17 protein-coding genes are annotated in these 21,802 nt (G+C 59.3%); 5 read left to right on the forward strand and 12 right to left on the reverse strand.

Annotated features, from left to right (window positions below; genetic code table 11):
• Position 1: 1 nt before the first annotated feature.
• Both F560_RS0103210 and F560_RS0103215 read left to right on the forward strand, forming a co-directional pair.
• The gene (locus tag F560_RS0103210) at positions 2-1,474 is read left to right on the forward strand and encodes an ABC transporter permease subunit (protein WP_019004266.1); all 1,473 of its coding nucleotides are present in this window, start codon (positions 2-4) and stop codon (positions 1,472-1,474) included.
• The gene (locus tag F560_RS0103215) at positions 1,467-2,213 is read left to right on the forward strand and encodes an amino acid ABC transporter ATP-binding protein (protein ID WP_019004267.1); all 747 of its coding nucleotides are present in this window, start codon (positions 1,467-1,469) and stop codon (positions 2,211-2,213) included. Before F560_RS0103210 ends, F560_RS0103215 begins: the two co-directional genes overlap by 8 nt.
• Before the next feature lie 133 nt (positions 2,214-2,346).
• Here F560_RS0103215 and F560_RS0103220 read toward each other — a convergent pair whose 3' ends face one another.
• The 4 genes from F560_RS0103220 to F560_RS0103235 form a co-directional block, all read right to left on the reverse strand.
• Complete coding sequence (locus tag F560_RS0103220; RefSeq protein ID WP_019004268.1) at positions 2,347-3,075, reverse strand: response regulator transcription factor; 729 nt, start codon at positions 3,073-3,075, stop codon at positions 2,347-2,349.
• Between the two features lie 119 nt (positions 3,076-3,194).
• A complete protein-coding gene (pnpS, locus tag F560_RS0103225; RefSeq protein ID WP_019004269.1) occupies positions 3,195-4,994 on the reverse strand; it encodes a two-component system histidine kinase PnpS in 1,800 nt (599 codons plus the stop codon).
• A 62-nt stretch (positions 4,995-5,056) separates the two neighbouring features.
• On the reverse strand, positions 5,057-6,601 hold the full coding sequence (locus tag F560_RS0103230; RefSeq protein ID WP_019004270.1) for a fumarate hydratase: 1,545 nt from the start codon (positions 6,599-6,601) through the stop codon (positions 5,057-5,059).
• A 217-nt stretch (positions 6,602-6,818) separates the two neighbouring features.
• Positions 6,819-7,070 (reverse strand): hypothetical protein, encoded by a 252-nt coding sequence (locus tag F560_RS0103235; RefSeq protein ID WP_019004271.1) that lies wholly within the window; start codon positions 7,068-7,070, stop codon positions 6,819-6,821.
• A 936-nt stretch (positions 7,071-8,006) separates the two neighbouring features.
• Between F560_RS0103235 and yfbR the strand changes: the two genes are divergently transcribed.
• Positions 8,007-8,594 carry a 5'-deoxynucleotidase gene (gene yfbR, locus F560_RS0103245; protein WP_019004273.1) on the forward strand — a complete coding sequence of 196 codons (588 nt, stop codon included), beginning with the start codon at positions 8,007-8,009 and terminating at the stop codon, positions 8,592-8,594.
• A 94-nt stretch (positions 8,595-8,688) separates the two neighbouring features.
• Here yfbR and F560_RS0103250 read toward each other — a convergent pair whose 3' ends face one another.
• The 4 genes from F560_RS0103250 to citZ form a co-directional block, all read right to left on the reverse strand.
• Positions 8,689-9,117: a hypothetical protein gene (locus tag F560_RS0103250; RefSeq protein ID WP_019004274.1), complete on the reverse strand. Its 429-nt coding sequence runs from the start codon at positions 9,115-9,117 to the stop codon at positions 8,689-8,691.
• Between the two features lie 201 nt (positions 9,118-9,318).
• Positions 9,319-10,263 carry a malate dehydrogenase gene (gene mdh / locus F560_RS0103255; protein WP_019004275.1) on the reverse strand — a complete coding sequence of 315 codons (945 nt, stop codon included), beginning with the start codon at positions 10,261-10,263 and terminating at the stop codon, positions 9,319-9,321.
• A gap of 19 nt (positions 10,264-10,282) precedes the next feature.
• Positions 10,283-11,575, reverse strand: a complete 1,293-nt coding sequence (gene icd, locus F560_RS0103260) for an NADP-dependent isocitrate dehydrogenase (RefSeq protein ID WP_019004276.1) — start codon at positions 11,573-11,575, stop codon at positions 10,283-10,285.
• Between the two features lie 110 nt (positions 11,576-11,685).
• Positions 11,686-12,801 (reverse strand): citrate synthase, encoded by a 1,116-nt coding sequence (gene citZ / locus F560_RS0103265; protein ID WP_026298062.1) that lies wholly within the window; start codon positions 12,799-12,801, stop codon positions 11,686-11,688.
• A 392-nt stretch (positions 12,802-13,193) separates the two neighbouring features.
• Here citZ and F560_RS0103270 point away from each other — a divergent pair, with 392 nt between their 5' ends.
• Positions 13,194-14,729 (forward strand): Ppx/GppA phosphatase family protein, encoded by a 1,536-nt coding sequence (locus tag F560_RS0103270; RefSeq protein ID WP_019004278.1) that lies wholly within the window; start codon positions 13,194-13,196, stop codon positions 14,727-14,729.
• 661 nt (positions 14,730-15,390) lie between these two features.
• On the opposite strand, the gene ppk1 is transcribed toward F560_RS0103270, so the two are convergent.
• Positions 15,391-17,487, reverse strand: coding sequence for a polyphosphate kinase 1 (gene ppk1, locus F560_RS0103275; protein WP_019004279.1), 2,097 nt, complete (start codon positions 17,485-17,487; stop codon positions 15,391-15,393).
• Between the two features lie 225 nt (positions 17,488-17,712).
• Between ppk1 and ytvI the strand changes: the two genes are divergently transcribed.
• Positions 17,713-18,825 carry a sporulation integral membrane protein YtvI gene (ytvI, locus tag F560_RS0103280; RefSeq protein WP_019004280.1) on the forward strand — a complete coding sequence of 371 codons (1,113 nt, stop codon included), beginning with the start codon at positions 17,713-17,715 and terminating at the stop codon, positions 18,823-18,825.
• Positions 18,826-18,843: 18 nt separating this feature from the next.
• Here ytvI and F560_RS0103285 read toward each other — a convergent pair whose 3' ends face one another.
• The 3 genes from F560_RS0103285 to pyk form a co-directional block, all read right to left on the reverse strand.
• A complete protein-coding gene (locus F560_RS0103285) occupies positions 18,844-19,245 on the reverse strand; it encodes an FxsA family protein (protein ID WP_019004281.1) in 402 nt (133 codons plus the stop codon).
• Between the two features lie 210 nt (positions 19,246-19,455).
• Positions 19,456-19,941: an acyl-CoA thioesterase gene (locus F560_RS0103290; protein WP_019004282.1), complete on the reverse strand. Its 486-nt coding sequence runs from the start codon at positions 19,939-19,941 to the stop codon at positions 19,456-19,458.
• A gap of 76 nt (positions 19,942-20,017) precedes the next feature.
• On the reverse strand, positions 20,018-21,772 hold the full coding sequence (gene pyk / locus F560_RS0103295) for a pyruvate kinase (RefSeq protein ID WP_019004283.1): 1,755 nt from the start codon (positions 21,770-21,772) through the stop codon (positions 20,018-20,020).
• Positions 21,773-21,802: the final 30 nt, after the last annotated feature.

Below are 21,802 nucleotides of genomic sequence, written 5' to 3' on the forward strand. Positions count from 1 at the left end.
CATGAAGAGAATCAACCTGCTTGCGGCTGCGCTATGCCTGCTTCTGACGGTTGGCCTGCTTGTCGGTTCGCTTCTGCCCGGACAGGCTTCAGCCGCGGACGGCGCCGCGCCGGAAAAAACCATCGTCATGGGCACCTCGCCCGATTACCCGCCCTACGAGAACGTGGACGCTGCGGGAAGCGGCGATTATGTCGGACTCGACATCGATATCGCCCGGCATATTGCGGACAGGCTTGGATACAAGCTGGAAATTTCCGCGCTCGATTTCAACGGTCTAATTGCCGCTCTTCAGTCCCACCGGGTGGATTTCGTCATGTCCGCCATGTCGGCAACGGAGGAGCGCAGAAAAAGCGTCGATTTTTCCGACTACTATTATTTTGCCCGCAATACGATCGTATCCAAAAAAGAGAACGGATTCGCTTCCCTGGATGAGCTGAAGGGCAAGCGCATCGGCGTCCAGCTCGGATCGACCCAAGAGGCGGTCGCCTCCGGCATGAAGGACGTGGAGATCAAGAAGCTGAACAAAATCTCCGACCTCATCCAGGAAATCAAGACCAACCGCATCGACGCGGCCATTATCGAGGACGCCGTCGCGATGGGGTATACCGACGCCAATCCGGATCTGAATTTCACCATGCTCGAAGCGGACAGCTCAAGCGACGGATACGCCATCGCTTTTCCGAAGGGGTCCCCGCTGACCGCGCAGTTTAATGAAGCGCTGAAAGAAATGAAAGCGGACGGAACGCTGCAAAAGCTTGTCGACAAGTGGTTCCCGGAAGACCGCGAAGCGAAAAGCAAGGAAGGCGGCGGCGGGTTCCGGCTGAATTTCGCCAAAATGGAGAAGTACATCGGCTACCTGCTGCGCGGCGTATACGTCACGCTGCTGTTCACCCTCGTCTCCGCGCTGTTCGGCTTTATCTGGGGCGGCATCCTGTCCCTGTTCAAGCTTTCGCGCTTTGTCGTGCTTCGCGGGTTTGCGACGGTCTATACGTCGATTTTCCGGGGGACGCCGCTTTTGCTGCAATTGATGATGATCTATTACGCAGTTCCCCAGCTGTTCGGTTACAATATTCCCGCGCTGCTGGCGGCCGGCCTCGCCTTCGGGCTGAACTCCGCGGCGTATCTGTCGGAAACGATCCGCGGCGGCATTCTCGCGGTGGATAAAGGACAGCGCGAAGCGTCCCTGGCGCTCGGCATTCCCTACAAGACGATGATGATCAGCATCATTTTGCCGCAGGCCGTCAAAAACATCCTGCCGGCGCTCGTCAACGAATGCGTCGCCCTGGTCAAAGAATCGTCCCTCGTTTCCGTCATCGGAGTCGCGGACCTGATGCGAAGGGCGAGCGTCGTTCAGGCCGATTCCTTCCTGGCGTTCGAGCCGCTGCTGATCGCCGGCGCCATCTATTACGTGCTGGTGCTGGTGCTGACATCCCTTGCGCGATTGCTGGAAAGGAGGCTGCGCAGAAGTGACTGACAAAAAAAACGAGCCTGCGATTATCGTAGAAAATCTGACGAAATCATACGGAAAGCTGGAAGTGCTGAAGGGGATTTCCACGACGGTGGTAAAGGGCGAAGTTGTGGCTCTGATCGGCCCCTCCGGGTCCGGAAAATCCACCTTTCTTCGCTGCCTGAACATGCTGGAAGTGCCGACAAGCGGAAAAATCGTCATCGACGGCACCGATTTGACCGACCGCCGCACGGATATTACGCGCGTCAGACAGCGGATCGGGATGGTGTTCCAGCATTTTCACCTGTTCCCGCATATGACCGTGATCGACAACCTGACGTTCGCGCCCGTGAAAGTCAAAGGCATGTCGAAGGAGGAAGCCCGGGCGAAAGGTATGCTGCTTCTCGAACGCGTCGGCCTGAAGGACAAAGCGGACGTGTACCCGGCCAGGCTGTCCGGGGGCCAGAAGCAGCGCGTCGCGATCGCCCGCAGTCTGGCGATGGACCCCGACATCATGCTGTTCGACGAACCGACTTCGGCGCTGGACCCGGAGATGGTCAAGGAGGTGCTCGCGGTCATCCGCGACCTGGCTTCCACCGGCATGACGATGCTGATCGTCACGCACGAGATGAAGTTCGCCCGCGAGGCGGCCAGCACGATCTATTTCCTCGACGGGGGCCGGCTGCTCGAACGAAGCGAACCGGCGAGCTTTTTCGCCAAGCCGCAGACCGAACGCGCGGCCAAGTTTCTGGAACAGGTGCTGTAACCCTTCATACCGAAAAAAAGAGAGCCGCCCATTCCAAATGGGCGGCTCTTGCTATTCGTAAAATTCCCTATCCGCTCCGCGGGCTTCCCGCATGCTTCGCGCGTGCGGCGCTGCCTCCCGCGCACCCGCGGCGTCACTTGCCGGCAGCGCCTGCCTTGCGGTTGACGGTCAGCTTGTAGCCGACGCCGCGAATCGACTCGATCTGGACGGATTGCTGGTTCATCTCCAGCTTCTTGCGCAGCGAACTGACGTGAACGTCCACCGTCCGCTGTCCGCCGATATAGTCGAAGCCCCACACCACGTTCATCAGATCGTCGCGGGTGATGACGATGCCCGGCCGTTCGGCCAAATAGAGCAGCACCTCGAACTCCTTCGGCCGCAGCGAAATCCATTCCCCGTTCAAGGACACTTCGTATTTGTCGGGATAAATTTTCAAATCGCCGTGCACGATGACGCGCTCGTCGCTCGCCGGTTCGGCGGCCTGGGCATCCCCGCTGCCGGTGCGCCGCAGAACGGCCGAGGTTCTGGCCAACAGCTCGGCCACGCCGAACGGCTTGGTAATGTAATCGTCGGCCCCGAGCTTCAGCCCCTGCACCACTTCTTCCTCCGCGTTGCGGGCGGTCAAAATGATCACCGGGGTCTTTATCCCGTTTTGCCGCAGCTTTTGCAGCACTTCGAACCCGTTCATGCCCGGGAGCATGAGATCGAGAAAAATGATCGCATAATTCCCGCGCATCGCCGCGTGCAGACCTTCCGAGCCGCTGGCGACCACTTCCGTCGAATACCCCTCCTGCGAGAGGTTATACGTCAACAAGCGTGCGATGGTTGGCTCGTCTTCTATGATTAGCACCTTGTCCGACATGGGTTTCCTCCGGTTCGGCTGTCATTCCGCCGTATTATGCGCCTGCCGTCAATTTATCATGCCAATGTAAAAACAACTTTAACCTTTTGTTAACGCAGCGTAAAATCCGACCGCATCCGTCAAGGCTGCAGCAGCGGAAGCTCGATTATAAAATGGGAACCGACGCCGACGGTGCTTTCGACCCGGATCGACCCGCGATGCATTTCGACGAGATGCTTGACGATTGAAAGCCCAAGCCCCGTGCCGCCGGAGCTGCGCGAGCGGGCTTTGTCCACCCGGTAAAACCGTTCGAATATGCGGGGCAGGTCCTTCTTCGGAATGCCGATGCCCGTATCCGATACCGTAATTCGCACCTTGCCGTCGGCGTGCTCCGGATCGTCGCTGTCCACGTATTCGGCGCGCACCTTCACCAAGCCGCCTTCGGGCGTGTAGTTGATGCCGTTCTGCAGCAAGTTCAGCAAAATTTGCCCGAGCCGGTCCTCGTCCGCCTCCAGGAACAATCCCGGGTCCGCTTGCCACTCGAGCGTAATGTTTTTCTTCGCCGCTTCCGCCTTCATGAACTCCATCGTCCGCTCCAGGAAAGCATTCAGATCGACCGGCGAAAACTGCTGCACGAAGCGGCGCGATTCGATTTTGGACAGCTCCAGAATATCGCCGATCAGCCGGTTGAGCCGCTCGCTCTCGTCGTGAATGATCTTCAAAAACGACTGGGCCGTTTCCGGATCGTTGACCGCACCGGCCATCAGCGTCTCGGCAAAACCCTTGACCGCGGCGACCGGCGTCTTGAGCTCGTGCGAGACGTTGGCGACGAATTCGCTCCGCATCCGCTCCAGCCGGCGGATCGCCGTCACGTCCTGCAGCACGATCAGCAGTCCCGGCTCTTCCTCCTCGCTTGTCCGCATCGGCACCAGATTCAGCTCGAGCAACCGTTCCTCGGGGAAGTATACGGTCAGCTCCTCGTGCAGCGGCTCGCGGCTGTCCAGCGCTTCGCGAACGAGCTTCTGCAGCTCGTAATGCTGCTTGAAATCGGCAAAGGGACGGCCGACCCGCTCCTTCGCCGAGCTGCCGAGCAGCCGTTCCGCGCTGCTGTTGTACAGCGTGATTCGCCCCTCGCGGTCGATCATGACGACGCCGCTCGGCATGTTGTCGAGCACCGACTGCAGCCTCATGCCGTTGCGCCGGATTTCGTCCATTTGCTCCTGCAGGCTCGCCGCCATTGCGTTCAGCGCCCGCGCCAGCTCGCTCACCTCGTCCCGGCCGGAAGCCGGAACGCGGATCGCATAGTCCATGTCCGCCATCCGCTTGGCGGCGGCGGTCATCCGCTCCAGCGGGCGCGTGACGCCGAGCGCCACGCGATAGCTGACGGCCGCGGCCAGAACGAACAGCAGGAGCAGGCCGAAGACGAGCGCAAGCCACATCCGGCTGAGGCTGTTCTCGACGTCGGTCATGCTGACGGCAAGCCGGATGACGCCGGGCGTCTGGCCGTTCTGGCGGACGGCCATGGCCACGTAGAGCATGTTCTCGTCCAGCGTGCTGCTGTGCCGCTCGCTGGTGCCGATGCCGCTCTTCAGCGCTTCGCGGACCTCCTCCCGGTCCAGATGGTTGCCCATCGTCTCCGGCGCGTGGTCGGAATCGCCGAGCACGACGCCGTCGGCGCGGATATACGTCACCCGCATGTCCGCCAGCTTCTTGAATTTGACGGCCTGGCTTTGCAAGTAAGCGGTCTGCTCCGCTTCGGACTTGCCGACGGGCCATGGAGCCGCGGCGATCAGCACGCGCATCTCCTTCTCCATATGCTCCTTAAGCGCCTGCGTATGGTTGTCCCTGTAGGATTTGCCCATCAGCAAGCCCGCGGCCAGAACGGACAAGCCGATCAGCAGAATAAACAGCGCGGTAAGCTTAAACCGGAACTTGTTCATAAAATCTCCTCTGCGGACTTTGGCGCGGATGGCTCATCCGCGTCCGGCAATCCGGGCAAAGCTTACGCGAATACGGGATCTTTGAACTGCGCGAGCTTCTGCTTCGAATCCTGCTCCACATCGGCATGCAGGCTGTTGCCGTGGGCGTCCATCGTCACGATTGCGGCGAAGCCTTCGACCTGCAAGTGCCACATCGCTTCCGGAATGCCGAACTCCATAAAGTCGACGCCGTTCACTTTTTTGATGCACTCCGCATAGTATTGGGCCGCTCCGCCGACCGCATTCAAATAGACCGCTCCGTGTTCCTTGAGCGCCGCCAGCGTCTTGGCGCCCATGCCGCCCTTACCGATTACGGCGCGGATGCCGAACTTTTTGATAATGTCGCCCTGATACGGCTCCTCGCGAATGCTCGTCGTCGGTCCCGCCGCCTTCACGTGCCAGCCTTCTTCGTCTTTCAGCATGACCGGACCGCAGTGGTAGATGACGCCGCCGTTCAGATCGATCGGCGCGTCGTGGTCCATCAAGTATTTGTGCAAAGCGTCGCGGCCGGTATGGATTTCCCCGTTCAGGATCACGACGTCGCCCACTTTCAGCGACCTCACCTGTTCCTCCGTCAGCGGCGCAGTCAGGACGACTTCGCGGCGCTTGGACGGCGAGTCGGACGCTGCGGCGGTTTCCTTGTCGGAGGAGACGTTCATCGGTACGTTCGAGCCGCCCTCGTAGAGCCATTCTTTGATTTCGTGCGTCTTGCCGTCCAGCAGCACGCCCTGACGGCGGAAAGCCCAGCAGTTGTACGCCACCGAAACGAAAAAGCTCGCGGGCAGACGGTTCATGACGCCGATTTTGCAGCCGAGCAGCGTCACGTTGCCGCCGAAGCCCATCGTTCCGATGCCGAGCTTATTCGCGTTTTCCATAATATAGTCTTCCAGCTTGGCCAACTCCGGAATCGGGTTGACGTCGTCGACGCGGCGGAACAGCTGGTGCTTCGCCAGCTCGTAGCCCGTCGTCCGGTCGCCGCCGATGCCGACGCCGATAAAGCCGGCGCTGCAGCCTTGCCCCTGCGCCTGATAGACCGCGTGCAGGATGCACTTGCGGATGCCGTCGAGATCGCGGCCCGCCTTGCCGAGTCCTTCAAGCTCGCACGGCAGGCTGTACTGGATGTTTTTGTTTTCGCAGCCGCCGCCCTTCAGAATAAGCCGGACGTCGATTTCGTCTTTTTCCCATTGTTCGAAGTGAATGACCGGCGTGCCGGGCCCGAGGTTGTCCCCGGTGTTGGCGCCCGTCAGCGAATCGACCGAGTTCGTCCGCAGCTTGCCGTCCTTCGTCGCGCGGGCCACCGCGTTCCGGATTTCGCGTTTCATCACGATTTGGTTGGCGCCGACCGGGGTATGCACGATAAAAGTCGGCATGCCCGTATCCTGGCAGATCGGCGAGACGTTGCATTCGGCCATTTCGATATTTTGCGCGATCGTGCGAAGCGACAAGCCCGCGCGCGTTGCGCTGTCTTCGGCTTCCCTCGCCTTGGCGATCGCCCTGCGCACATCCGCGGGCAAATTGGTGGACGTTTCGACGATCAGCTTATAAATGCTTTCTTCGAATTGTGACATAATAGTGAAAAATCTCCTCTCTGTTCGCTAGATCGCAGTACATATATAATAGCATATTCGCCGCATCGCAACGAATCCGAAAACGCCAAGCGGTTCCCCGTCCGGCGGAACGTTCCGGCCCGACTGCCCTTGAACGGCCTGATTTCTCAAGGAAAAACGCCTCCTCAGATGAACAAAAGGGCCTGCATGCCCCAAGGCAAGCAAACCCTATTGCGAATCACATCTTTCGCTTTTTGAGGCAGTGGACAACCTCGATCCCGACTCCGGCCGCAAACCACCCCGAATAAACGATATAAGCGCCTTGAAAGGGATGCAAAAAGTCAATTTTCGTGACATTTAAGGTTCCGTAATGAAAGAAAGTGTACAGAACCGCCAAAAGGAGCGGCAGCAACCACAGCAGCGGAATGGGTTTATTTCCGGTCTTTCGATTTTGTGATAATCTTGAAGGAATGAGTCCGAAACGCTTCATTTCCGATTAGATCCTCCGCTTCCAAAAAGGATTCTCGTTTTATTTTATCCGAATCTTAGGCGGTCCGGAAATCGGCAAAGGCGTTTTCTCCGCAGCCCCTTAAATAAGCTGGAGTCTTCCCAAAAAAATAAGTACACTGTTTTTTGAGGGGAGACGATTCGCGGCTTCGGGTCGTGAAAGAGGCTGCCGGGGATCAAGATCGCTGAGCTCTAGAGCCAATTGCTCCAGGGCTGTGGAATGGCCGCTGGTCGGCCAATTCCGTTTTGACGATCTAGCGCCTGATTCCGAAGGTCTCCAGCGCCTCCGAAATAAGAGGGTTATCAAACTCGCTCCCGCGATCGGTATGAAACATTTCAATGCAATCCAACCGTATCGAAAGGCCGGCGATGGCCCTATATCCCCACCGAGTTGTTTTTCTCGCGCCGCTGCGACAACCGATGATCTCACGGTGAAAGAGATTGACAAATGAGGCGTGCAGGAACGCAAATGTACGGGATAGGAGCGGATGCACGGGAGGGTGCACAGGAGGGTGCCGGCGCAGGGAAGATGTCAGGTAACGGACAGACAATCCGTTATGAAGGCCATTTGGCAGGAAAAACGAACGGTTGCGGACAGGAGATCCGTTAATCCCCCGGAAAACCGTAAAAAGGTGCAAGCTTTGCGTGAATAGCGGAACCTGTGTCCGGAGTTTCTCGATTCCAGCGGTCTTTGGGCCGTATAACGGAACGGTGATCCTATGTTCCCGGACAAACGGGTTTGCGGACGGGTTTATCCGCACCCAGGGAAGCCAGCTTGCCGACCACGTCCCTATAACCTCGTCCGATATCGGCGAAAAAGCAAGGAATTCTAAGAAATCTCCATTTTTGACGGTGCAGACTCCAGATTTAAGGGGCTGAACCGTTTTGGGGAAGCGGCAAAAAAGAAAGGAAGATGCAAATGCCTTATCATTTTCTGGCTTATCTGTACCGGCTGCAATTTATCGAACGGTGGAGCCTGATGCGCAAGACGACCGAGGAAAATGTCGCCGAGCACTCGTTCCACACCGCGCTGCTCGCGCATCTTCTGGCCAGCATCTCCCGCCACGTGTTCGGAAACGACGTCAATCCCGAGGAAGCGGCTACGTACGCGCTGTTCCACGACGCCACCGAGGTGATTACCGGCGACATCCCGACGCCGATCAAGCATCATAACCCAAACATTCTGTCCAACTTCCGCCAAATCGAAAGTCTTGCCGCCAACCAGCTTCTGTCGACGGTGCCGGAGCCGCTGCGCGACGTGTACCGCCCGCTGCTCGGCCGCAAGCCGGCTTCCCCGGAACTGGCCAAGCTGGTCAAAGCGGCCGACGTGCTGGACGCGTATTTGAAGTGCGTCAGCGAAATGTCGGCCGGCAACCGTGAATTCGCCACCGCGCGCAGGCAGATGGAAGAGAAGCTTCACGGCTTCGGTCTGCCCGAGGTCGAATGGTTCCTCGAGCGGCTCGCGCCCAGCTTCGAGCGGACGATTGACGAGCTGTCGGAGGATTGAAACGCCGCCCGTTCCGCCGCCAGCGCTGCTTGCGGAAACGAAAAAAGCCTTGCCCACGGTCGCCCGGCGGGACAAGGCAAGCTTCAACGTTTTTTTAAGAAGCGTACCACGGGTCCTGCATCAGCCACAGCATTACGGCAAAAACAATCAGCGTCAATACGCTCAGCGTCTGAACGCGCGAAATCGCTCCGCTGGCATCCGTATTGCTGATCGCTGCGGCCTGAATCCGTCTCAGCGGCCCCTGGATCATGCCGGCAAGCGCGCCCAGAAGAACGAACAGCGCCAGGATGACGATCATCCACGGAACGGTATAGTCCGCTTGCGAAATCAGGTATCCCCCGGTCAACAGCTGAAGGACCAGCGCAAACTGTCCGACCCGACCCGCCGTCACCAGCCCGTTGGCGAGCCCTTCCTGCGCAGGCGTGGACAGCTGGCGAAACCGCGCCGCGACAAAGGGAAGCACGACGTATATGCCCATTCCGGCAGCACCCACGACATGCAAGAACAACATCAAAGTCAGCATTGAGAAATCCTCCCAGCCCAAATTTGCACAGTCATGTCCAGTATACACAAATTGCGCCCAAAACGAAAACGTTCCATGAACGGAAAATGATCTCGTCCACCCGCCATGACCGGATTCAAGAAAAAACGCATCCCCCGCGGCGGGCGCCGTGACGGAGGATGCGCTGGCAGATCGTTGCGGATCGTTCGAAAAAACGCTGCATTACACGTTTTCGACGATTTTGATCACATTGCGAACAGATTCGGCAGACTTATCAAGCGCGGCTTTTTCTTCGGCCGTAAGCTCCAGTTCGATGACCTTCTCGATGCCGTCACCGCCGAGCACGGCCAGTACGCCCATGAACAGGTTGTCGTAACCGTACTCGCCTTCCAGCAGCGCGATAACCGGCAGAATGCGTTTTTTGTCTTTCAGGATCGCTTCGGTCATTTGGACCAGCGAAGCGGCCGGAGCGTAGTAGGCGCTGCCGTTGCCGAGCAGGTTGACGATCTCGCCGCCCCCGACGCGGGTGCGCTTCACGATCGCTTCGATTTGGTCCGCAGGCAGCAGCTTCTCGACCGGAATGCCGCCGATCGTCGTGTAGCGGACGAGCGGAACCATGTCGTCACCGTGGCCGCCAAGCACGACGCCGCGGACGTCTTCCACCGATACGTTCAGCGCCTGCGCCAGGAACGTGTTGTAACGGGCCGTATCCAACACGCCGGATTGGCCGATGACGCGGTTTTTCGGGAAGCCGAGCGTCTTGTAGGCGACATACGTCATCGCGTCGACCGGGTTGGACAGGATGATGACGTAGGCGTTCGGGCTCGTGGCTTTCACGTTTTCGCAGACCGATTTGACGATGCCCGCATTCGTGTTGACGAGGTCGTCGCGGCTCATGCCCGGCTTGCGGGCAATGCCGGCCGTAATGATGACGACGTCGGAGTTCGCGGAATCTTCATAGCTGGAGGTGCCGATGATGTTGGCGTCAACGCCTTGGACCGGCGTCGATTCCAGCATGTCGAGCGCTTTGCCCTTCGTCGGATTTTCGAGCTGCGGGATATCGAGCAGAACGATGTCCCCCAGTTCCTTTTGAGCCAGCATCAACGCGGTCGTAGCACCTGTGAACCCTGCGCCGATCACCGTAATTTTCGCGCGCTTGATTGCCATATTGCCTATGGCCTCCTCGCTACATGTTTTTGATGATTTCGTCTGCGAATTCGGAGCACTTGACTTCGGTTGCACCTTCCATCAGGCGGGCAAAGTCGTAGGTTACGATTTTGCTGTTGATGGTTTTTTCCATCCCTTTGTACACCAGATCCGCCGCTTCGAGCCAGCCGAGGTGTTCGAACATCATGACGCCGGACAGAATGACGGAGCCCGGGTTGACGACGTCCTTGTCGGCGTATTTCGGCGCGGTGCCGTGCGTCGCTTCGAAGATGGCATGTCCGGTCGCGTAGTTGATGTTGGCTCCCGGAGCGATGCCGATGCCGCCGACTTGCGCGGCCAGGGCGTCGGACAGGTAGTCGCCGTTCAGGTTCAGCGTGGCGATGACGTCGAATTCGGCCGGACGGGTCAGCACTTGCTGCAGGGCGATGTCGGCGATGGCGTCCTTGATCAGGATTTTGCCTTCGGCCAAAGCCGCCTTTTGCGCCGCGTTGGCCGCTTCCTCGCCTTGCTCGGCCTTGATTTTGTCGTATTGGCCCCAGGTGAAGGTTTGGTTCGGGAACTCGGTTTCGGCCACTTCGTAGCCCCAGTTCTTGAACGCGCCTTCCGTAAATTTCATGATGTTGCCTTTGTGCACCAGCGTGACGGATTTGCGTTTATGCTTGATCGCGTATTCGATCGCGGCGCGGACGAGGCGCTTGGAGCCTTCGGAGGACACCGGCTTGATGCCGATGCCGGACGTTTCCGGGAAGCGGATCTTTTTGACGCCCATTTCCTTTTGCAGGAATTCGATCACTTTTTTCGCATCGGCCGTTTGGGCTTGATACTCGATGCCCGCATAAATGTCCTCGGTGTTTTCGCGGAAAATGACCATGTCCACCAGATCCGGGCGTTTGACCGGGGAAGGTACGCCGCTGAAGTAACGCACGGGACGCAAGCAGACGTACAGGTCCAGTTCCTGGCGCAGCGCGACGTTCAGGGAGCGGATGCCGCCGCCGATCGGCGTGGTCAGCGGTCCCTTGATCGCGATGATGTATTCGCGGATCGCCGTCAGCGTATCGTTCGGCAGCCATTCGCCGTAGGTGTTGTAAGCTTTCTCGCCGGCGAACACTTCGTACCAGGCGATTTCTTTTTCGCCGTTATACGCTTTTTTGACGGCTGCGTCGAGCACGCGTTTGGCTGCGCGCCAAATGTCGCGGCCGGTGCCGTCGCCTTCGATGAACGGAATGATCGGATTGTTCGGCACGTTCAGAACGCCGTTGGTAACGGTAATCGGTTGGCCGGAAGCGGGGGGTGCGAATTTTTCCAATTTCATAAAAGGTTTCCTCCTGCTAGATGGATTTATTCATAAGAAACCGGCGCTCCGCTTTCCGGGCGCCCCCTGGCGCCGGAAAGGGCCCGCCGGCATCGACCGGCTGAACGGGCTTAGCCGCGCTGTTCGATCGGAACGTAGTGCTGGCCTACCGGTCCGACGTATTCGGCGCGCGGACGAATGAGACGGTTGTCGTCAAGCTGCTCGAGAATGTGGGCGGTCCAGCCCGAAACCCGGCTGATCGCGAAGATCGGGGTGAACAAATCCCGGGGAATGCCCAGCAGCGTGTAACAGGAAGCGGAGTAGAAGTCGACGTTCGGCTTCAGTCCTTTTTGGCCGGTGACAAGCTCTTCGATTTTGACGGAAATCTCGTAGAGCGTCGAGTCGCCTTTCAGCTCGCTGAGCTGGCGGGACATTTGCTGCAAATGCTTGGCGCGCGGGTCGCCGTTCTTGTAGACGCGATGCCCGAAGCCCATGATCTTCTCTTTGTTGTTCAGCTTGTTCTGGATGTACGGCTCCACATTGTCGAGCGTCTTGATTTCGTCAAGCATGACCATAACCGCTTCGTTGGCGCCGCCGTGCAGCGGGCCTTTGAGCGTGCCGATCGCGGAAGTGACGCCGGAGTAAATGTCGGACAGCGTAGCGACCGTTACGCGGCTTGCGAACGTCGAAGCGTTCAGCTCGTGGTCCGCATGAAGGACAAGCGCCTTATCCAGCGCTTTGACCGCGACGGGATCGGGCTCCTCGCCCGTCAGCATATACAGGAAATTGTGCGCGACGCCCACGCCTTTTTTCGGCGCGACCGGCTCCAGCCCCTGGCGAATGCGGGCAAAAGCGGCGACCACCGTCGGCAGTTGGGCCTGCAGCTTAACCGCTTTCCGCAGATTCGCCTCGCGGCTCATATCCTGGGCTTCTTCGTCGTACAGCGCCAGGCTGGACACGGCCGTGCGCAGCGCAGCCATCGAGTTGGCGTTTTTCGGGTACAGGCGCAAGCCCGCAATCACTTCCGGGGACACCGCCGCGTACTCGCCAAGCTGAGCGATCAGCTCGTCCAGTTCCTTCCGCGTGGGAAGCTTGCCGTGCCACAACAAATAGGCGACTTCTTCGAAAGTCGCCTTCTCCGCAAGCTCATCAATGTTGATGCCGCGATACGTCAGCACGCCATCAACGATGGAACTGATGGATGAAGTTGCTGCGACGATCCCTTCAAGACCTTTCGTTGCCGTCATCGTTTTCTCTCCTTCGTTCCAAATAATGTCAATCGCTTTGGACAAACGCACATCACAGGTGCGAACGCCTCGATTCAGGTCTTCCTAGCAAGCATCCCGGACATTGCGTGCGTCAGGACGCGCAAAACCGAAAAAGTTTCAGATTTTTGACCTTTTTTTATGATAAACGATTTTTTGCGGGAATGGAACCGAAGCCGGCATAAAAATGCTTTATCGATTGGATAATGAAATCTTGTCATACCATCACGTAAGTGTGTGCCGAATGCGGCGAAATATGCAGGCTTCGCGGCAGGACAAAGCAGCGTCTTACGGCTCTCTCTTTTACGCCGGCGTTTCGGGTGTTACAATGGTCACACCCCTATCATGAACCCACAAGGAGGCGCCTGTTCATATTGAATGCATCCGCAACCGTGACCGGCATGATCGATATCGGATCGAACACCGTTCGTCTTGCCGTTTATCAAGTGACAAGCGAAGGCGCGTACCGGGTCATCGACCAGGGAAGATGGTCCGCAAGGCTCAGCCAGAAGCTGACCGAAGACGGGATGCTGCCGGACGAGACCCTGCGCGAGCTGGCCGAGGTGCTTCGGCACTACCGCAACATCTGCACGATGCACGGGGCGAGCCGCATCCGCGCCGTCGCGACGGCGGCGATCCGCCAGGCGGCCAACCGCGAGCAGGCGCTTCGGCGGCTGAATCGCGAAACCGGACTGTCGATCGAATTGCTGTCCGGAGAAGACGAAGCCCGCTACGGCAGCATCGCGGTGCTGCGCACGATGAGCTATACCGACGCTTTTCTCGTCGATATCGGAGGCGGAAGCACGGAGATCAGCCTGCTACGGGACCGCAAGCTGGTTGCCGCCGTTTCCTTTCCCATAGGCTGCGTCAATACGGCAATCCGCTATGCGCTGAACGGCAAGCCGGTCTCTCCCGCCCTGCTGGAGAGAATCGAAAGCGAAACGCTGGACATGCTTCGCCGCGAGCCCTGGATTTTTTCCAAAGCCGGGCTTCCGCTGATCGGCCTGGGCGGCACGGTCCGGGCTCTGGCCAAGTACCGGAAACGCAGCGGCCACTATCCGTTCGCCAATTTGCACGGCTTCGAGATCAAGGACGGCGCTCTGGACGACACCCTGAAGACGCTGGCGTCCATGACCTTAAGCAAGCGCCGCAAGCTGCCCGGCTTGTCCAAGGACCGGGCCGACGTCATCGTGCCCGGGCTGGCCATCCTGCGCGCCGTGTTGCGGGCGACCGCCTCGCCGCGCATCGTCGTATGCGGCGCCGGCATCCGGGACGGGCTGTTTTTCGAAACTTGCCTGCCCAAACGGGAAACGCCCTCTCCGGACGAGGTGCTGAACGATAGCGTTCGTAATTTGACCGTCTTGTACCCGGCCGCTCCCGAGAAGCATCTGGCCCAGGTGAACCGGCTCGCGCTCGAGCTCTACGACCGGCTCGCCCCGGGCGCGGGCCTGCCCGCCGCGTCGCGCAAATGGCTTGACGCCGCTTCCCGCCTGTTCCGCATCGGCGCCGTCATCGACTACAACGAATGCGCGGATCATACGTTTTACATACTGTTGAACGCCCACTGGTACGGCCTGCCGCACCGGGAAGCGCTGCTGACCGCGCTGATCGCCTCTTACCGGGGGCCCAACCAATTGCTCCGCAAGCTGTCGCCGTACCGGTCCATCCTGGAGAACGGGGACGCCGAAACGGCTTCCAAGCTGGGCGCCCTGCTTCAGCTTGCCGCCGCTCTCGACCGCAGCGAATCGCAGGCGATCACCTCTTTGCACATTTCCGTCGAAAAGGGCAAAAAGCTGATGTTGACCGCCGATGCCCGCCACGCGCTGCCGATGGAAACGATGGAAGTCGAGGCGATCGCCAAAGACTTCAAAAAATGCTGGGGGCTGACGCCCAAGCTCACGGTTCGCTGACCTCGGCATACGCTCGCGGGCGGACGCTTTCTCTTGAAAAAAGGGAGTGGCCGCCCGCATCCGTTGCCGTCGTTTAGGACGGTTCAACGCTGCGGAGCTTTTCTCCGGCAACGGCGAGTAACTGCGTTTCTTCTTCCTTCCGACTGCCGACGTTTCGGTATCCCGCTCGCTCAGAATCGTTCCGGGACGCATCACGTTTCGGTATCCCATTCGCTCAGATTCGTTCCGCGCTGCATCACGTTTCGATATCCCTCTCACTCAGATTCGTTCGTGTACCGTATCCGTTTCCGAAACCAGACATTGTTCCCGCGTCAACTCGCCATGCAGTTGCATTTATGGCAGCTGCAGTTCCGCTCACCCGGTTCGGCGGGCTGAACGCGCGATCCAGTTGCTTTTTCGGCACTTGCATCGCCGTTTCCCGCGTCAACTCGCCATGCAGTTGCATTTATGGCAATTGCAGTTCCGCTCGCCCGGTCCGGCGGGCTGAACGCGCAATGTAGTTGCTTTTTCGGCACTTGCATCGCCGTCTCCCACAGAAATTCGCCATGCAGTTGCCTCTACAGCAACTGGAATTCCGCTCACCCGTTCCGGCGGGCTAGTCGCGCCCTATCCCTGCAGCCCGGACCGTGCCCGTTTTGCCGGGCTGCCCGGCAACGCCGCCTCACGTCTCTTCCGCCGCGGCCGCCTTCTTCCACAGCCAAAGGTTCGCCGCGGCGAACTGGCTGCGCAGCGGCGGCTCGCCCTCCTTGGCCGCAACCCGCTCGTACCCTCCGCCCGCTTTCAGTTCCCTTGCCTTGACATTGTCGCGCAAAATCAGTTCCAGCAGATTGATCAGCATCTTCTTCAAGCCCGGATCGTACACCGGGCACATCAGCTCCACGCGGCGGCTCAGGTTGCGCGTCATCCAGTCGGCGCTGGAAATATACACTTCTTCGTTGCCGCCGTTCGCGACGGCCAATATGCGGGAATGCTCCAGAAAGCGGTCCACGATGCTGATGACGCGGATGTTCTCGCTCAGACCGGGAACGCCGGGCCTGAGGCAGCAGACGCCGCGCACGATCAGCTCGATCCGGACGCCGGCGGCGGACGCCTCGTACAGCTTGTCGATCATCGACTGGTTGGACAGCGAATTCACCTTGGCGACGATTCTGGCCGGCTTTCCTTCGCGCGCGAAGGCGATCTCCCGGTCGATCAGTTCGAACAGCTTCGGCTTGAGCCCCGACGGCGCCACGGCGAACGAACGCCAATTGTGCGGCGTCGAATAGCCCGTCATTTCGTTAAACAGCGCGGAAGCGTCTTCGCCGATGTCGGGGCGGCAGGTGAACAGGCCGGCGTCGGTATACAGGCGGGCGGTGCTTTCGTTGTAATTTCCCGTTCCGACATGGACGTACCGGCGCAAAACCCCGTTTTCCCGCCTGACGACAAGCGTGATTTTCGCGTGCGTTTTCAGCCCGACCAGGCCGTACACGACGTGGCAGCCGGCCTTCTCCAACTGCCTTGCCCAGGCGATGTTGCGCTCCTCGTCGAACCGCGCCTTCAGCTCCACGACCACCGTCACCTGCTTGCCCGATTCCGCCGCCTTCGTCAGCGCTTGCACCAGGACCGAATGGGCGTTGACCCGGTACAGCGTCATTTTGATCGCCAGCACGTCCGGGTCGGCCGCCGCCTCGCTGATGAAGTCGTTAACCGCCTCGAACGATTCGTAGGGGTGATAAACGAGCACGTCGCGCTCGCGCACCGCCGACAGCATGTCATCCGACTCTTCGAATTCGAGCGGATACTTCGGCTCGTACCGCGGATAGCGCAGATGATCGGCATTCGGAAGCGAACCCGCAAAGCGCGACAGGAAGCTCAGATCGAGCGGACCGTCGATTTCATGGATGTCGTCGATCGGATCCGACAGCTGAAGCTCCTCCATAAGCAGCTCGCGCGCGTCTTCGTGCATCCCCTTCTCGATCTCCAGCCGGACGGGAAAACCGCGGCGACGGCGGCGAAGCTCCTTTTCGATTTCCGCAAGCAAATCCTCCGCGCCCTCCTCGTTGAGGGCCAGGTCCGAGTTGCGCGTCACGCGGAAAGCGTGAACCGCTTCGGTCGCGTAGCCGCTGAACAGCTGGCCGATTTGCTCCTTGATCAAATCCTCCAGCAGGATGAACGATTGCTTGCGCGTCCCCTTGCGGCCCGGAACCGGAACCGTCCGGGGCAAAATCGAAGGCACCTGCACAATGGCGCAGTACGTCCGATCCTCCTGCTTGACGTCGGTCAGATCCGGACGCAGAACCACCGCCAAATACAGCTCTTTGCTGTGCAGCAGCGGAAACGGACGGCTCGAATCCACCGCCATCGGCGTCAGCACCGGATAGACGATCTGATGAAAGTAAGCCGCCAGCTCTTCTTTTTGCCCGTCGTTCAAATCCGGCCACTTGACGAACACGACGCCTTCCTTGGCGAGCGCGCGCATCAGTTCCCGGTAAGTTTTGTATTGGTCCCGCACCATGCGGACGATCCGCTTCGCGAGCCGTTTGGTCAGCCCTTGCGGCGTGTAGCCGGTAAAGTCCGGCTTGTTGTAGCCCGCCTTCAGCTGATCCTTCAGGCCGGCGACGCGCACGCTGACGAACTCGTCCAGATTGCTGGTGACAATCGACAAAAAATGCAGCCGTTCCAGCAAAGGCGTCGTCGGATCCTCCGCCTCCTCCAGCACCCTGCGGTTAAATTCGATCCAGCTCAAATCCCGGTTGATATATTTTCGGCTTGCCGACATGATCCAGACCCCCAATATTGCGCCTAGACAAGCGTACCCCTATTTTCTCTCATTATGTCGGAAAATTGTAAAGCAAACGTTAACCATTTGTTAAACGGTCGTAAGGCGTTCGGTTCGCGTCGGAATATCGCGGATAAATGAGCGGAAAGCCCTTCTTACGCGCCGTTTCGAAAGCGTTATACTTGATAATGGAGGACATTTCCATCCAAAAAAGGAGGGCGGCGCGTGGGACGACACATTTGGGGCCAATGGTTGAGGCTGATAGCGGTCATCGCGGTGGCGGCGGGCGGCGCTTTCTTCATCTGGTGGGCGCTGCCCCTAGTTTATCCGTTCCTGCTCGGATGGCTTTTGGCCTATGCGCTGAATCCGCTCGTAGACTTGCTTCACATCAAGGGCCGGGCGCCGAGATGGCTCGCGGTCACGATCGTGCTGGCAGTGTTTACGCTCGCGATACTGACGGTGATTTCCGCGCTTGTCATGCGGCTTGTAAACGAAATTATTCTGCTGTCCGGATCACTGCAGCATCTTGTAAGCTGGGTGGAACAAAGCTTTAACGAGCTGATGGAGCGCCCCGAGCTGCAGCTGCTTATCGATCGGATCAATACGTTTTACCAGCAAAATCCCGGCTACCAGGAAACGATCAACGGCCGGATTACCGATACGGCCCAAGCGCTCGCCAAAGCGGGCACCAGCCTGATCGGTTCGTTTCTGAACGGAATCGTGAACGTGCTCTCTTCCTTGCCCGAGGTGGCGACGATCGCGGCGATCGTGCTGCTCGCCTCCTTCTTCATCAGCAAGGACTGGCACCGGCTTATGGGCAAATTCGCCTCCGGATTCCCGGAGCCGTTCCGCAAGCGTGCGGGAACGGTCTGGCACGAACTTCGCAACGCGCTGTTCGGCTATGTAAGGGCGCAGCTGATCATGATCACCATCACGGCCGTCGTCGTGACGGCCGGTCTTATCGTGATCGGCGTCAAAAACGCGGTTTCGATCGGCATGCTGATCGGTCTCGTCGACCTGCTGCCTTACCTGGGCGTAGGCGCGGCCATGATTCCCTGGATCGCGTACGTGTTTCTGACGGGCGACGCATGGCTGGGCGCCAAATTGTCGATCCTGTACGGCATCGTGCTTGTCGCCAGGCAGTTTATCGAGCCCAAAGTGCTGGCGTCGAGCGTCGGGCTTGACCCGCTTTCCACCCTGGTCGCCATGTTCGTCGGGCTGAAGCTGTTCGGATTTGCCGGACTGATCGTCGGCCCCGTGACCTTGATCCTGCTGGCGACGTGCCGCCGGGCGGGCGTGTTCCGGGATATCGGACGCTTTATCGTCCACGGAAAATAGGCGGCTTGCCGGCCGCCGTCAGCGCAGCGGACCGCCGTATATGCGAAAGGAACCGGACCGGAATTTCCGTTCGAGCCAACGGTACAGCCATCCCCTGTACAGAGGACGGGTAAACGGAAGCAGCAGCGTAATGCCGACGATATCCGAGAGAAAGCCGGGAATGACGAGCAGGAGCCCTCCGGCCATAATGCAGAGGCCGTTCAGGATGGCTTGGCCCGGCATTTGTCCGGACTGCATTTGGCGCTGCGCCTCCAGCCATGCTTTGCGCCCCTCCGTCTGCGCCAGCAGCGCGCCGGCGACGACCCCCAGCAGCAGCAGCGCGAAGGTGGTTCCGGCCCCGAGCCAATCCGCCGCGAGGATAATGACGGCGATTTCCGCGATCGCGGCGATGGCAAGCCACGCGCCGAATTTTCTGAGCACAGGTCTTCCCTCCTCCATTGTGCGCGTTCCGTTTCGCGTTTCGGTCAGACGCCCTCCTGCCGTCCGCGCCGCCAGGCGGCCTCCAGCCGCAAGCGGCAAACAGGGGGAGTCCGAGAACCGAACGGACCTGCCTATCGTATCACCCAACGGAACGTTTTCTATGACGAACGCCGATGTACGTCCGATGAACGTCGGCGAACGTTGCAAGCCTCAATCCGTTTCGCCGGAAGCGGAATTTCCCGCCAATCCGAGAAGCGTAGCGTAGACGTCCGGAGCTTCGCGGTCAAGGCGCGCCGGCTTCCATTCGCGGTTTACCCAGCCGTGCAGCGTGCTTCCGCTGGCCAGCAGCAAGCCTTCGGGCTGCTTGTCTGCCAATCGGACCTGCCCGTTGCGCGTAAGATCCCCCAGCATGATTCGGTATTCGAAACGCAGCCGAACTTTGGTCAGCTCCGTCGCTCTCGTGCAGACGGTCACCCAGTCGTCGTAGCTTGCCGGCCGGTGAAAATTCGCTTCCAGATGGACGACCGGCAGCAGCAGCCCCTTTTCTTCGATGTCCCGGTACGCATAGCCCGCTTGCCGAATCCATTCCGTGCGCCCGATCTCGAACCAGTTTACGTAATTGGTATGATACACGACTTGCATCCGGTCCGTTTCCTGGTACCGGACCCTAAGCGCATGCAGAAACCATTGGCCCATTTCCGTTCCCCTTTCGATAGGCCGGAAGCGACGGCCCGGTTCGCCGTCGCTTCCTTTGTTTCGCTTTATGTTCGTCTTACAGCACTTTCGCTTGGCCCGAATAGATGACGCCTTTCTCGGCGTACAGCGTAATCTCCATGCCGTCCTTCAGCTTCTCCAGCGCGTCGCCGACGCCGACGATGACGGGGATGCCCAGATTCAGGCCGACAACCGCGGCGTGGCAGGTAATGCCTCCGCATTCGGTGACGATGGCGGCCGCCTTTTGAATGGCCGGCATATACTCCTTGTCCGTCGACGGCGCAACCAGAATCGCGCCTTCGGTCATTTTGGCGATGGCCTCATCCGGCGTGCGGGCGGTCACGACTTTACCGGTCGCGCTCAGGGAGCCGATCCCCTGACCTTGCGTCAGCAGTTCGCCGACATGGTGGATTTTGATCAGATTCGTCGTGCCGGAACGCCCGACCGGAACGCCCGCGGTAATGACGATCGTATCCCCCACGCGGACGATGCCCGAGCGAAGAGCGCCTTCCACGGCGATTTCAAACATGCTGTCGGTCGTCTCGGCGATCTTGCCCTGCACCGGCACGACGCCCCAAACAAGCTGCAGGCGGCGGAGCACCTGCTCCTGCGGCGTGACGGCGATAATCGGCGCTTTCGGACGGTATTTGGATACCATGCGCGCGGTATAGCCGCTCTCGGTCGAGGTGACGATGGCTTTCGCGTCGAGATCGAGCGCGGAATTGGCCACCGCCTGGCTGATCGCTTCGGTTACGGTCGTCTGCTGCGCTTTCGCCTGCTTCTGGAAAATTTCGCGATGGCGCAAAGCCGCCTCCGTGCGCTCCGCGATGCGCGCCATGGTCGCGACGGACTCGAACGGGTATTTGCCCGCGGCCGTTTCGCCGGAAAGCATGATCGCGTCGGTGCCGTCCAGAATCGCGTTCGCGACGTCGGACGCTTCCGCCCGCGTCGGACGCGGATTGCGCTGCATCGAATCGAGCATTTGGGTGGCGGTAATGACCGGCTTGCCGGCCTTGTTGCATTTTTCGATCATCATCTTCTGAACGAGCGGAACCTCTTCGGCCGGAATCTCGACGCCGAGGTCGCCGCGCGCAACCATCAAGCCGTCGGACACTTCCAAAATTTCATCGAGGTTGTCCACGCCCTGCTGGTTCTCGATCTTGGAGATGATCTGGATGTGGCGCGCATTGTGACGTTCGAGCAGCTCGCGGATCTCCAGCACGTCGCTCGCTCTGCGAACGAACGAAGCGGCGATGAAATCGACGCCCTGCTCGATGCCGAAACGGATATCGTTGGCGTCCTTCTCCGTAATGCCGGGCATGGAGATGGCGACGCCGGGCACGTTGACGCCTTTTTTGCTTTTGATCTGGCCGCTGTTCAGAATTTTGCACTTGATTTCCGTACCTTGAATGTCCAGAACGGTCAAGCCGATCAACCCGTCGTCGATCAGAATCGTCGAGCCGACGCTGACGTCTTGCGGCAGGTTCTTGTAGGTGACCGGAATCCGCTCCTTATCGCCCAAAATCTCTTCCGTCGTCAGCGTAATCGTCTCGCCCTGCACAAGTTCGATCGGCTCTTCCTTCAGCTTGCCGAGCCGGATTTCGGGCCCCTTCGTATCCAGCAGAATCGCGACCGTCTTGCCAAGTTCCTTGCATGCCTGACGGATGTTCCGAATGCGGTTGCCATGCTCCTCATAGTCCCCGTGCGAAAAATTCAAACGGGCGACGTTCATGCCGGCTTGAATGAGCTTTTTCGTGTTTTCCAGCGATTCGCTGGCCGGACCGATGGTGCAGACGATTTTCGTTTTGCGCATGTCTTTTCTTCCTCCGTGGTTTATGCATCA

Origin of the sequence: Cohnella laeviribosi DSM 21336 (genome assembly GCF_000378425.1) — a bacterium.
Lineage (GTDB): Bacteria > Bacillota > Bacilli > Paenibacillales > Paenibacillaceae > Cohnella > Cohnella laeviribosi.

What these genes read in the sequence shown, in the direction of transcription:
- F560_RS0103230 (WP_019004270.1), bottom strand. Translation starts at nt 6,601, where the DNA reads ATGTCACAATTCGAAGAAAGCATTTATAAGCTGATCGTCGAAACGTCC.
- yfbR (WP_019004273.1), top strand. Translation starts at nt 8,007, where the DNA reads ATGCCTTATCATTTTCTGGCTTATCTGTACCGGCTGCAATTTATCGAA.
- pnpS (WP_019004269.1), bottom strand. Translation starts at nt 4,994, where the DNA reads ATGAACAAGTTCCGGTTTAAGCTTACCGCGCTGTTTATTCTGCTGATC.
- F560_RS0103220 (WP_019004268.1), bottom strand. Translation starts at nt 3,075, where the DNA reads ATGTCGGACAAGGTGCTAATCATAGAAGACGAGCCAACCATCGCACGC.
- ppk1 (WP_019004279.1), bottom strand. Translation starts at nt 17,487, where the DNA reads ATGTCGGCAAGCCGAAAATATATCAACCGGGATTTGAGCTGGATCGAA.
- pyk (WP_019004283.1), bottom strand. Translation starts at nt 21,772, where the DNA reads ATGCGCAAAACGAAAATCGTCTGCACCATCGGTCCGGCCAGCGAATCG.
- F560_RS0103235 (WP_019004271.1), bottom strand. Translation starts at nt 7,070, where the DNA reads ATGAAGCGTTTCGGACTCATTCCTTCAAGATTATCACAAAATCGAAAG.
- icd (WP_019004276.1), bottom strand. Translation starts at nt 11,575, where the DNA reads ATGAAATTGGAAAAATTCGCACCCCCCGCTTCCGGCCAACCGATTACC.
- F560_RS0103250 (WP_019004274.1), bottom strand. Translation starts at nt 9,117, where the DNA reads ATGCTGACTTTGATGTTGTTCTTGCATGTCGTGGGTGCTGCCGGAATG.
- F560_RS0103290 (WP_019004282.1), bottom strand. Translation starts at nt 19,941, where the DNA reads ATGGGCCAATGGTTTCTGCATGCGCTTAGGGTCCGGTACCAGGAAACG.
- mdh (WP_019004275.1), bottom strand. Translation starts at nt 10,263, where the DNA reads ATGGCAATCAAGCGCGCGAAAATTACGGTGATCGGCGCAGGGTTCACA.
- F560_RS0103210 (WP_019004266.1), top strand. Translation starts at nt 2, where the DNA reads ATGAAGAGAATCAACCTGCTTGCGGCTGCGCTATGCCTGCTTCTGACG.
- citZ (WP_026298062.1), bottom strand. Translation starts at nt 12,801, where the DNA reads ATGACGGCAACGAAAGGTCTTGAAGGGATCGTCGCAGCAACTTCATCC.